Source organism: Amycolatopsis sp. NPDC005232, assembly GCF_040607795.1.
In the GTDB taxonomy this organism is placed as follows: domain Bacteria; phylum Actinomycetota; class Actinomycetes; order Mycobacteriales; family Pseudonocardiaceae; genus Amycolatopsis.
Map to the genome: position 1 here is coordinate 190,361 of NZ_JBEXHL010000001.1, position 11,468 is coordinate 201,828.

Genomic DNA, 11,468 nt, shown 5'->3' on the forward strand with positions numbered 1-11,468 from the left:
ATGACTTCCGCTTCGAACCGGCGGCTGCGAATCGGGCTCCAGCTCCAGCCGCAGCACGCCGACTACGACACCATCCGCCGCACCGCCTCGGCGGCCGAGGACATCGGCGCCGACATCGTCTTCAACTGGGACCACTTCTACCCGCTCTACGGCGATCCCGACGGCATGCACTTCGAGTGCTGGACCATGCTCGGCGCCTGGGCGGAGTCGACGTCCCGGGTCGAGATCGGCGCGCTGGTGACGTGCAACAGCTACCGCAACCCGGAGCTGCTCGCGGACATGGCCCGCACCGTCGACCACATCTCGGGCGGCCGGCTCATCCTCGGCATCGGCTCGGGCTGGTTCGAGAAGGACTACGACGAGTACGGCTACGAGTTCGGCACCGCCGGCGGACGCCTCGACAACCTCGCCGAGTCGCTGCCGCGCATCGAATCCCGCCTGGGCAAGCTGAACCCGGCGCCGACGCGCAAGATCCCCGTGCTCATCGGCGGTGGCGGCGAGAAGAAGACCCTCAAGCTCGTGGCCAAGCACGCCGACATCTGGCACGGCTTCGGCGACCCGGAGGTCGTCGAGCGCAAGGTGAAGATCCTCGACCAGCACTGCGCGGACCTCGGCCGCGACCCGCTCGAGATCGAGCGCTCCTGCGGTGTGCAGGGCGACCCGGACGAGCTCGGCCCGAAGCTCGTCGAGCTGGGCGTGAGCACGTTCACGGTGGGCGTCGGCGGTCCCGACTACGACCTCACGGCCCTCAAGAACTGGGTCGCCTGGCGCGACAAGCAGAACGGCTGACACGCGAAGTTCGCCGAAGGCCTCCTCGCGCGAGCGGGGAGGCCTTCGGGCGTTTCGGACAGAACCTTCGGACAGCGGACACGGCGGCCGCCGGCAGGCCGTGATCGATCACCCCGCGTGGTCGGACCGGCGCGGAGCGAATCAGGCGAAAGCCTAGAAAGCCATGGCCTGGGCGCGCCGCTTCACCTCGGTGCCGTGGCTCGTCCGCAGCGCGTTGACGGGTGTCATGCCCGGCAGCGTGTCGTCGGCCGCGAAGAGCCAGCGCAGCATCTCGGTGCGGCTGAACCCCGAGTCCGCGAGCACCGTGATGGTGCCCGCCAGGCCCTTGACCACTCCGTCTTTGACGAAGAAGTCACTGGGCACGCACAGGTCGCCTTTGCGGCGCACGGCGATCAGATGACCGTCGCGCAGCATCTGGCGCACTTTGTTGGACGAGATCCCGAGCACGGCCGCCACCTGATTCAGGGGAAGGACGGTGACAGCGGAGTCGAGGACGTCATCGGCGACAGGAATCCCACTCACACGTGACACTGTGCCACATTCGACCGCTTCCCCGACTGGTACGCACGGGTGACCCGCCGCCTCACCTCACCCGTGCGGGCGTGGTTCCGTACGATAGCCAGCCGTGACACGCACGCACCCCAGCCTCGTCGGCACGCTGCTCGAACGCCGCTACCGCGTGGACAGGCTGCTCGCCCAGGGCGGGATGTCGTCGGTCTACCGGGGGATGGACACCCGGCTGGACCGCGCGGTCGCGATCAAGATCATGGATCCCCGCTTCGCCGACGACCGCTCGTTCGTGGACCGTTTCGTGCGCGAAGCGCGTTCGGCCGCCCAGCTGCACCACCCGAACGTGGTGGCCGTGCACGACCAGGGCTTCGACGTCCCGCCCGGCGAGGACGCGGGGCTCGCGTTCCTCGTGATGGAGCTCGTGGACGGCGGGACGCTGCGCGACCTGCTGTCCGAGCAGGGCAAGCTCGACGTCGCGCTCGCGCTGAGCATCGCCGAGCCCGTGCTGTCGGCCCTGGCCGCCGCGCACGCCGCCGGGCTGGTGCACCGTGACGTGAAGCCCGAGAACGTGCTCATCGGCCGCAGCAGCGGCGCTCTGTCGGGCGGCGTGGTCAAGGTCGGCGACTTCGGCCTGGTGCGCGCGGTCGCCAGCGCGGGCACCACGAGCTCGAGCGTCATCCTGGGCACCGTCGCCTACCTCTCGCCCGAGCAGGTCACCACGGGCGTCACAGGGGCCCGCGGCGACGTGTACTCGGCCGGGATCCTGCTGTACGAGATGCTCACGGGCCAGGCGCCCTACACCGGCGATACGGCCCTGTCGGTCGCCTACCGGCACGTGAACGACGACGTGCCGCGCCCCAGCGAGCTGCGGCCCGACCTGCCGTCCGCGCTCGACGACCTCATCCTGCGCGCCACCCGCCGCGACTCCGAGCTGCGCCCGGCCGACGCCGGCGTGTTCCTGGCCGAGCTGCAGGCCGTGCGCACGGAGCTGGGCCTGCCGGTCGTGCCGGTGCCCGTGCCCCCGCCGCCGGACGGCGACCGCATGTCCGACACCGAGCGCACCATGCCGCGCATCCCGGTGACCGAGCAGACGATGCCGGTCTCGGGTCCGCAGGGCACGCGCGCGCTGACCCGGGCGGTCCCGGTCGGGGCGCCGCCGTCGCCGCCCGCGGGCCAGCCGATGCCGACGCAGCAGGTCGCGGTGCCCCCGCCGGCCACCCCGCCTCCGCCGCGGCGCCCGCGTCCGCCGGCCGACGAGCCGAAACCGCGCGACCGGCGGAAGATGTTCGCCCTGATCGCAGTGGGCGTGCTGGTGCTGGGCGGGCTGATCGGGGCGTTCGCCTTCATCCTCAGCGAGTCGGCGCCCACCACGTCGGCCGTGCCGAAGCTCGTGGGCCTGACGCAGGCCGAGGCCGGCGACAAACTGCGCGCGGCGAACCTGACGCCGCAGTACAGCCAGGAGTTCAGCAACACCGTGCCGGCCAACACCGTGGTCAAGGTGACGCCGGTCGAGGGCACGCAGCTGGAGAAGGACGCGAACGTGTCCGTCGTCGTGTCCAAGGGCAAGCCGGTGGTGCCGAACATCCAGGTCGGCACCTCGCTGGCCGACGCGACGAAGGCGATCCAGGGCCAGCAGCTCAACGTCACGCAGGGCACACCGGCGTTCAGCGACACCGCGCCCCAGGGCACCGTCGTGAGCGTGAGCCCCGCGGCCGGCACGCCGGTGAACATCGGCGGCCAGGTCACCGTGGTCCTGTCGAAGGGCCCGGAACCGCTCCCGCCGGTGCCCGACGTCACGGGCCGGCCGAAGGACGAGGCGTTCCAGCTGCTGCAGCAGGCCGGGTTCCAGCCGGTGGACGGCGGCGAGGAGTTCTCGCAGACGATCCCCGCCGGCGGCGTCACCCGGACGGACCCGCCGGCGAACACGCCGGGCAGCAAGCAGGTGAGGGTCTTCGTCTCCAACGCCGTGCAGGTGCCCGACGTGCGGTTCAAGCAGTTCGACGAGGCCGAGAAGATCCTCAAGCAGGCCGGGCTCGACGTCGACAAGCAGGGCGGCGGCGGTGGCCGCGGCCACGGTGGTGGCGGCTTCAACTTCGTCTTCCAGCAGGACCCGCAACCGGGTTCGCTGGTGCCGAAGGGCACGAAGGTGAAGATCCAGGGCTTCGGCGGATGATCGGCAACCGAGGCCGCGTCACGGGCGCCGTCGGCCCCGGCCTGATCGGTGAGGTGCTGCTCAGCGTCCGCGGCGGCACCGAGGCCTTGAACGCCTACGCGGCCGACCCCGAGGTGAGCTTCCCGACCGGCACTCAGGTCCTTGTGGTGGATTTCGAACCCCCGCGAACGGTTTACGTGGAACGGTGGCAACCGCTGAAGCCTTAGCGGCGTCGAAGAGCTACCAACAACCGAAAATCGGGCTGCGAGGGGTTACGGAAATCTGGCTGATCGTCGTGATCGCGGCGGTAGCCGTGATCCCCGGCTTCCAGACCGCGCGGCGGCTCTCGCTGGACACACGCGGCGTCAACCTGCAGGTGTCCTGCGTGACCAAGCAGGGCCTGCCCGTGACCGTGCGCGCGGTGGTGAACTGCATCGGGGCGACGGCAGTTTGAACCAAGACTGCCTCCATCGCCAACGCCGCCCGCCGCTTCCTCGACCAGCAGAAGGGCATGAACGACACCATCCACGAGCTGTTCTCGGGCCACCTGCGCTCGATCGTGGGCGGGCTGACCATCGAGGAGATGATCCACGACCGCGACGCCCTCACCGGCGAGGTCCGCCAGTCGTCGGCCACGGAGATGATCAAGCTGGGCCTGATCGTCGACTCGCTGCAGATCCAGGAGATCGACGACGAGTCCGGCTACATCAACAACCTGGGCAAGCCGCACGCCGCGGCCATCGCGGCCTCGGCCCGGATCGCCGAGGCGCAGCGCGACCAGGAGGCCACGCAGGCCGAGCAGGTGGCCGCCGCGCAGAAGGCGGGCGCGATGCGGGAGAGCCAGATCAAGCAGGCCGGCTACCAGGCCGAGGTCGACCAGGCCAAGGCGAAGGCGAAGGCGAGCCAGTCGGGCCCGCTGGCCGAGGCGACGGCGCGGCAGGAGGTCGTGGTCCAGGAGACGCGGGCAGCCGAGCTGGAGGCGGCGCCGGCCGAGCAGCGGCTGCAGTCGCAGGTCCGCAAGCCGGCCGACTCGAAGGCGTACGAGACGCGCACGACGGCCGACGCCGACCGCGACGCCCAGATCGCCCGCGCGCAGGCCGAGGCCAAGGAGACCGAGCTGCGGGCCGCGGCCGACGCGACGGGCGTGAAGACGGCCGCCGAGGCGGAGGCGCAGGCCACGAAGGCCCGGGCCGAGGCGCCGGCGGGGGCCACCCGCGCCACCGGTGAGGCCGAGGCGGCGGCCGCCCAGGCTCGCGGTCTGGCGGAGGCGGAAGCCGCGAAGGCGCGGGGTCTCGCGGAGGCCGAATCGGCCCGGGCTCGCGGTCTGGCGGAGGCCGAATCCATCAAGGCGCGGGCCGCGGCACTGGCGGAGAACCAGGAAGCTGTGGTAGCACAGCAGCTGGCCGAACGTTGGCCGGAAATCGTCGAGGCCGGCGCGAAGGCGTTCGGTAACGTCGACCACATGGTGGTCCTGAACGGCGCGGACGGGATGTCGGACATGTTCACCAAGGCGTTGTCGCTCGGCGGAACGGGCCTCGGCCTTGCCCGCCGGCTGATGGACGCCATGGGCAGCCCCTCGAAGCCTTCGGCCACCACGGGCTCGGAGCAGGCGCTGTCCAACGGCGACCTCTCCCCGCGCGAGTAGCCCATGAGCTTCTTCACGGACGGTCCTCGTGAACGCCCCCTGTTCCCCGTGCGGGAGCAGGAGCTGTTCGGCTACGAGGGCCGTCCGTGGATGGGCCCGCCGAACGACCACATCGTCCCGGCGCTCCTGCCGTGGGCGCGGCCGCTCGGCCGTTCCGAACGCACGATCGTCGCCCTGCGCGGCATCGAGGTCTGGCCGGAAGCCCTGACGCTGCGCCTGGCGGTGTACTCGCGAGACAGCCTGCAGGAGGGCCGCAGCGGCTCCCTCATCGACCACCGGCGGATCCCGGACTACAACGCGCTGCTCGTCGGCGTGCTGTACCCGGACGGGAGCCGGGGCAGCTCCGAGTCGATCTCGGTGCCGTCGGCTTCAGAGCCCGCGCAGCCGGTCCTGCGCGCCGTGGGTGGCGGCGGGACGCAGTTCCACCTGGACCACCAGATCTTCTTGTGGCCATTGCCGGGGGACGGGCCGTTCACGCTGGTGATCCAGTGGCTCGACCGGGACATCAAGGAAACGCACACGGAGCTGGACGGGGCGGCGATTCGGGCGGCGGCGGCCGACGCCGGGGAGTTGTGGCCGGGGCTGCCGAAGCGGCCGGGTCATGGGGTGGCGTTGCGGCGCGCGGCGACGGCGTTGGCGGGTGAGGGTGGGGCTCCTCCTTCGGCTTCGGCGGACGAGGGTGTCCCGCCGGTGCGGTCAGCCGGGTCCGCCGGGTCGCTGCCGCGCCGTTCCGGCACCGGTTCCGACAGCGGCGAACCCCTTCCCCTCGGCGACGCTGCCGCACCTGGCGAGCCCTTCCCCAACCGCAACGCCTTTGGCGCTGCCGAGGGCCGCGGCCCGGCAGCCGCACCCCGCGCCGCCGGCCCTACCTCCAGCAGCGGTTTCGACAGTGTGGCGACCACCCAGCCCGTGACCGCACCCGGCGAGCCTTCGCCTCCGCGGTCTCCCTCGGTGCTGCTCCCGCACTTGGCCGAAGCGTCTCTGCTCCCCCGCCGCAACGTCGCCCTCGGTCCCGACCGCCCGACGCAGCGTCCACCGGGCACGGCCGCGCCCCTCCCCCGACGCACCCCCAGCACCCGCGCCGACAGCACGCCCACCGCACACCCTCCGGCCGGCCTCGCCGCGCTGCTGGCGCAGTCCGCACTCCCGGCAGGAGCACCTGAGCAGCCACCTCAGTCACTCGGCGAGCCCGCACCGCTTCCCCCACGCAGCACCGACGTCGGCGACAGCCCCACGATCGCGCTGGCCATTCCCGAAGCAGCCGGGCCGCTGCCGCAACCGGCACCCCCGCGCACGGCCGGTGAAGGCTCGCCACTCCCCCAGCCGTCCCAGCCGCCGATCCCAGCCGCCGAGGCGCCCACCGTGGCGCGCCCCTTGCCGTTGCCGCAGCCGTCCCGGCCTGCGAAGCAGGAGAAGCCGGCCCGGGGTGGGTGGGCGCGGCGGCGGGGTGCGCGTGACCCGGGTGAGTGAAACCGCGGGTCGTTAGCGCCCGCGAAACACGGTGACCACCCTCCCGTCATGTCAAGGTGGTGTCGTGGGGCGCATCCCACTCCTGCCCAGCCGCACGAGGACGGTCGCGATGGTTCGTACCCCGCTCAGCCCGCTCGACGTCGCGTTCCTGTGTCTTGAAAGCGAAACCGCGCCGATGCACATGGGTGCGGTACTGGTGTTCACCTCTCGCGGGCGAGCCGACGGCGCGGAGCTCGCGGCACTGCTCGCGTCGCGCGCGGAGAAAATGCCTCAGCTGCGCCGAAAAATGCGCACCGAGCTGTTTCCGCCCGGTTCAGCGACTTGGTCGGATGATCCGGATTTCGTTGCGGCGCACCACATCCACCACCACGAGCTGAGCACGCTGTACGACCCCGACCCGCTCACGGACTTCGCCGCGCAGTGGATCGCCGAGCCACTCGACACGAGCCGTCCGTTGTGGGATCTGACCGTGGTGACCGGACTGCCCCAGGGTGGTTTCGCCGTGTTGCTCAAGCTGCACCACGCCCTCACTGACGGCGAAGGCGCGTACGCGGTGACCGTCGGGCTGCTCGACGGCCTGGCCGTTGCGGACCGCACCCTCGCCCGTGCGTCCGGACCGGCGCCGATCCCGCGGCCACGTTCGGCGCTGCACAGCGTGAAAGACAGCGTGAAAGACACCCTCGCGCACGCCGGGCAGACGGCCGGGATCGCGACGTCGCTCGTCCGCGCGGCGCGGCCGCCCCTGTCGCCCGTGTCGGCGCCCCCGTCGGCCGAACGGCGCCTGGGGTTCGTGCGGCTGCCCACCGCCGACATCCGCCGCATCCGCCGCGCGCACGGCGGCACGGGCAACGACGTCGCGCTCGCCGTGCTGGCCGGCGCGCTGCGCGAGTGGCTGGTCAACCGCGGCAAACGCGCCGACGGGCGCACGCTGCGAGCGCTGATCCCGGTGAGCGTGCGCGGCCGTTCGGGCGGTCAGGTCGGCGGCAACAAACTGTCCGGCTACCTGTGCGACCTGCCGATCGGCGAGGACGACCCCGTCGAGCGCCTGAGCCTGGTGCGCCGCGCGATGACCCGCAACAAGGCCGCCGGCCCGGCCCGCGGCGCCGGCGCGTTCCCGCTGCTCGCCGACCGCGTGCCCACGGTGCTGCACCGCCTCGGCACCAAAACGGCCGGGCTGGCCGCGCCGCTGCTGTTCGACCTGGTCGTGACCACCGTGCCCCTGCCGGCCGCGCGCCTCACCCTCGCGGGCGCGCCCCTGGCTCAGGTGTACCCCTTTGTGCCGCTGGCCCCGCGCCACGCCGTGGGCATCGCCGTCGCCACCTACCGCGACGGCGTCCACATCGGACTCCAGGCGAACGCCGAGGCCGTCCCCGACCTCGGCGGCCTGCGCGACGCGGTGCTGAAGTCCACCGCGGTGCTGCTGAACACCGTTTAGGGACTCAGCCCCGCAGCATCTCCGCCACGAGGAACGCCAGCTCGAGCGACTGCTGAGTGTTCAGCCGCGGGTCGCAGGCGGTTTCGTAGCGGCCGGAGAGGTCGACGTCGGAGATTTCCTGGGCGCCGCCGAGGCATTCGGTGACGTCTTCGCCCGTGAGTTCCACGTGGATGCCGCCCGGGTAGGTGCCGAGCTTGTGGTGCACCTCGAAGAAGCCCTGCACCTCGTCGACGATGCGGTCGAAGTGGCGGGTCTTGTAGCCGGTGGATGACTCGTGCGTGTTGCCGTGCATCGGGTCGCACTGCCAGATGACCTTGTGGCCCGAGGCCTCGACCTTCTCGACGATCGCGGGCAGCACCTCGCGGACCTTGCCATTGCCCATGCGCGAGATGAGCGTGAGCCGGCCCTCCTCGTGGCGCGGGTCGAGGCGCTCGACGTACTCCAGCGCCTGCTCGGGCGTGGTCGTCGGGCCGATCTTGAGGCCGATCGGGTTGGACAGCAGCTCCGCGAACGCGATGTGCGCGCCGTCGAGCTGGCGGGTGCGCTCGCCGATCCACAGGAAGTGCGAGGACAGGTTGTACAGCTTGGGGTTGGCCGCGTCGGCGTTGTCCAGGCGCAGCAGGGCGCGCTCGTAGTCGAGCAGCAGGGCCTCGTGGCTGGCGAAGATCTCGGTGGACTGCAGCGACGTGTCGGTGACGCCGCAGGCGTTCATGAACCGCAGGCCGCGGTCGATCTCGTTGGCCAGTGCCTCGAAGCGCTGCGCCGCCGGGGAGGCCGACACGAAGTCCTTGTTCCAGTCGTGCACCTGGTGCAGGTCGGCCATACCGGCGCCGGTGAGGGCGCGGACCAGGTTCATGGCGGCACCCGCGTTGGCGTACGCGCGGATCATGCGGCCCGGGTCGGGCACGCGCAGCTCGGGCTTGGGCACCAGCGAGTTGATGATGTCGCCGCGGTACACGGGCAGGCCCAGCGCGTCGGTGGCCGCCGAACGGGGCTTGGCGTACTGGCCGGCGATGCGGCCCATCTTCACCACGGGAAGGCTCGCGCCGTAGGTGAGGACCACGGCCATCTGCAGCAGCGTGCGCAGGTTGGCGCGGATGTGGGGCTCGGTGTTGGACTCGAACGTCTCGGCGCAGTCGCCGCCCTGCAGCAGGAAGGCTTCGCCGCGCGCGACCATCGCGAGCCGGCTCTGCAGCCGGTCGATCTCGGCCGGCACGGTGATCGGCGGCACGCTCTCCAGCACGCCCCGGACGCGCTTGGCCAGCTCGACGTCAGGCCACTCGGGCTGCTGGGCGGCGGGCAGGGCCAGGGCCGCGTCGAGGCGCGAACGCAGCTCGGGCGGAAGCGGCGGGAGCTCGGGAAGCGTGTCGACGGGAACGTCCACTGTCCAGTTCACGGCTCCCAGGATAAGGTTCGCCGCCCGCGTGGTTCCGGGAGGGCGGCGCGGGTCACACGTCCGGTTCGTCCTGGCAGGTACAGCGCGACGGGCCGGCGTGACGAGAAATCTGCTTCACGTTTCGCTCGCCGCCGAGAGCGGGCTCCGGGAGAACGGGGACCCGTCCGCCCGGAGCTGGGCCTCAGCTGCGCACCGTCAGCTTCTCGATCGAGCCCGACGGCTTTCCCGTACTCGGCGACGTGCCGTGGTTGGCGATGTACACGTCGTCGCCGTCGATCGCGAGGCCGGTGGCCTGGGCCAGGGCGGCGGACGCGAGCACGGTCTTCTCGCCGTTCTTCTCGATCCGCGTCAGCACGCCGTCCGAGGCGCGGCGATGCCGTCCTTGGCGAAGGTCACCACGAGCAGCCGGCCCTCTCGACGGTCAGCGGAGACCACCGTGTGTGCCGGGAAGTTCACCCGCGCCAGGTCACCGGTGAAAAACAGGCCCCCAGCGCGCCATTGCGCTGGGGGCCTGCAGAACGTGGGGCCTGCAGAACGTGGGGCCCGGAGGACGAGGGGTCAGACCACCGCGAGCGGCAACGCCGTCGGGTGCACCGGCGCCGGCAGGTCCGAGTCGCCCATGAGGAACGCGTCCACGGCGTTGGCCACAGACCGCCCCTCGGCAATGGCCCACACCACCAGCGACGCGCCGCGGTGGGCGTCGCCGCAGACGAACACGCCCGGCGTCCCGGTCTGCCAGTCGGCGCCGCACGACAAAGTGCCGCGCCGCGTCAGGGAAAGGCCGAGACCGTCGAGCAGCGGCATCCGCTCCACGCCCTCGAAGCCGATCGCCAGGAGCACCAGGTCGGCGGGCAGCACCTCGACCTCGTCGCTGGTCGGCACGACCTCGCGCCGGCCCGTCTCCGGGTCCTTCATCACGCGGACCTGCTGCAGCTCGAGGGCCTTGACGTTGCCGGCGCCGTCGTCGACGAACCGCTTCACGGCCACGGCGAACTTGCGCTCGCCGGCCTCCTCGTGCGCCGGGTAGGTGCGCAGGATGTAGGGCCACGTCGGCCACGGCGAGCGGTCGTCGTCGCGGCTCGTCGGCGGCACGGGGTACTGGTCCAGCTGCGTCACCGACAGCGCGCCCTGGCGGGTGGCCGTGCCGTAGGAGTCGGCGCCGGTGTCGCCACCGCCGATCACGACCACGTGCTTGCCGGCCGCGTCGATCGGCGACGGGCCGTCGCCCTCCACGAACCGGTTGGCGGGCACGAGGTGCTCCATCGCGAGGTGGACACCACGCAGCTCCCGGCCCGGCGTGGTCTGGTCGTCGCGGCCGCGCAGCGCGCCCACGGCGAGCACCACGGCGTCGTACTGCGAGCGCAGGTCCTCCACCGTCAGGTCCACGCCGACCTCGCAGCCGGTGACGAACCGTGTGCCTTCCTTGCGCAGCTGCGAGAGGCGCCGGTCGAGGACCTTCTTCTCCATCTTGAACTCGGGGATGCCGTAGCGCAGCAGGCCGCCGAGGCGGTCGTCGCGCTCGAACACCGTGACCTCGTGGCCCGCGCGGGTGAGCTGCTGCGCGGCGGCGAGCCCGGCCGGCCCGGAGCCGACCACGGCAACGCGGCGGCCCGAGGACACCTCCGACACCTGCGGCTGCACGTATCCGGATTCCCACGACTGGTCGGCGATCGTCGCCTCCACCCGCTTGATGGCCACCGGCCCGCCCGACAGCGGCGAGATCGACAGCACGCAGCCGGCCTCGCACGGCGCCGGGCACAGCTTCCCGGTGAACTCTGGGAAGTTGTTGGTGGCGTGCAGCCGGTCGCTCGCCGCGGCCCAGTCGCCGCGGCGGACGAGGTCGTTCCACTCCGGGATCAGGTTGCCGAGCGGGCAACCCGAGCCACCGGAGTGGCAGAACGGGATGCCGCAGTCCATGCAGCGCGAGGCCTGCGTGCGCACGGTTTCGTTGCGCTGCGCCGGTTCGACGTCGGCGTAGACCTCGCCCCAGGAGGCGAGACGGTCCTCTTTGGACCTCTTCTTCGGCTCTTCGCGCCGGTTCTTCATGAAACCCGCTGGGTCAGCCACGAGC

Annotated in this window: 10 protein-coding genes and 1 pseudogene; 7 read left to right on the forward strand and 4 right to left on the reverse strand. The window is 71.8% G+C overall.

Translation table 11 applies throughout. From position 1 onward, the window contains the following. Entirely contained in the window at positions 1–789 is a 789-nt protein-coding gene (locus ABZU76_RS00895; protein WP_354863770.1) for an LLM class F420-dependent oxidoreductase, read from the forward strand. Between the two features lie 153 nt (positions 790–942). Here the strand turns inward: ABZU76_RS00895 and ABZU76_RS00900 are convergent, their stop codons facing one another. Further along, complete coding sequence (locus ABZU76_RS00900) at positions 943–1,311, reverse strand: Rv2175c family DNA-binding protein (protein ID WP_354863772.1); 369 nt, start codon at positions 1,309–1,311, stop codon at positions 943–945. 103 nt (positions 1,312–1,414) lie between these two features. Here ABZU76_RS00900 and ABZU76_RS00905 point away from each other — a divergent pair, with 103 nt between their 5' ends. The 6 genes and pseudogenes from ABZU76_RS00905 to ABZU76_RS00930 all read left to right on the forward strand — a co-directional run bounded on the left by ABZU76_RS00905 (position 1,415) and on the right by ABZU76_RS00930 (position 8,001). Beyond that, entirely contained in the window at positions 1,415–3,472 is a 2,058-nt protein-coding gene (locus ABZU76_RS00905) for a PASTA domain-containing protein (protein ID WP_354863774.1), read from the forward strand. Next, a complete protein-coding gene (locus ABZU76_RS00910) occupies positions 3,469–3,678 on the forward strand; it encodes a hypothetical protein (RefSeq protein WP_354863776.1) in 210 nt (69 codons plus the stop codon). Before ABZU76_RS00905 ends, ABZU76_RS00910 begins: the two co-directional genes overlap by 4 nt. Then, positions 3,657–3,905, forward strand: a complete 249-nt coding sequence (locus ABZU76_RS00915; protein ID WP_354863778.1) for a hypothetical protein — start codon at positions 3,657–3,659, stop codon at positions 3,903–3,905. The genes ABZU76_RS00910 and ABZU76_RS00915 overlap by 22 nt, the downstream gene beginning before the upstream one ends. Before the next feature lie 15 nt (positions 3,906–3,920). Continuing rightward, entirely contained in the window at positions 3,921–5,096 is a 1,176-nt protein-coding gene (locus tag ABZU76_RS00920; RefSeq protein ID WP_354864720.1) for an SPFH domain-containing protein, read from the forward strand. A 3-nt stretch (positions 5,097–5,099) separates the two neighbouring features. Then, positions 5,100–5,717, forward strand: a pseudogene (locus tag ABZU76_RS00925) (hypothetical protein); the annotation flags it as partial. A 958-nt stretch (positions 5,718–6,675) separates the two neighbouring features. Beyond that, on the forward strand, positions 6,676–8,001 hold the full coding sequence (locus ABZU76_RS00930) for a wax ester/triacylglycerol synthase family O-acyltransferase (protein ID WP_354863780.1): 1,326 nt from the start codon (positions 6,676–6,678) through the stop codon (positions 7,999–8,001). 4 nt (positions 8,002–8,005) lie between these two features. Here ABZU76_RS00930 and ABZU76_RS00935 read toward each other — a convergent pair whose 3' ends face one another. From ABZU76_RS00935 to ABZU76_RS00945, 3 genes are all read right to left on the reverse strand, one after another. Next, a complete protein-coding gene (locus ABZU76_RS00935) occupies positions 8,006–9,397 on the reverse strand; it encodes a class II 3-deoxy-7-phosphoheptulonate synthase (protein ID WP_220238047.1) in 1,392 nt (463 codons plus the stop codon). A 181-nt stretch (positions 9,398–9,578) separates the two neighbouring features. Next, a complete protein-coding gene (locus ABZU76_RS00940; RefSeq protein WP_354863782.1) occupies positions 9,579–9,752 on the reverse strand; it encodes a hypothetical protein in 174 nt (57 codons plus the stop codon). 203 nt (positions 9,753–9,955) lie between these two features. Beyond that, the gene (locus tag ABZU76_RS00945; RefSeq protein WP_354863784.1) at positions 9,956–11,464 is read right to left on the reverse strand and encodes a glutamate synthase subunit beta; all 1,509 of its coding nucleotides are present in this window, start codon (positions 11,462–11,464) and stop codon (positions 9,956–9,958) included. Between the last annotated feature and the right edge of the window lie 4 nt (positions 11,465–11,468).

Coding starts and splice junctions, on each gene's coding strand:
- ABZU76_RS00895 (WP_354863770.1), top strand. CDS start 1: ATGACTTCCGCTTCGAACCGGCGGCTGCGAATCGGGCTCCAGCTCCAG.
- ABZU76_RS00910 (WP_354863776.1), top strand. CDS start 3,469: ATGATCGGCAACCGAGGCCGCGTCACGGGCGCCGTCGGCCCCGGCCTG.
- ABZU76_RS00930 (WP_354863780.1), top strand. CDS start 6,676: ATGGTTCGTACCCCGCTCAGCCCGCTCGACGTCGCGTTCCTGTGTCTT.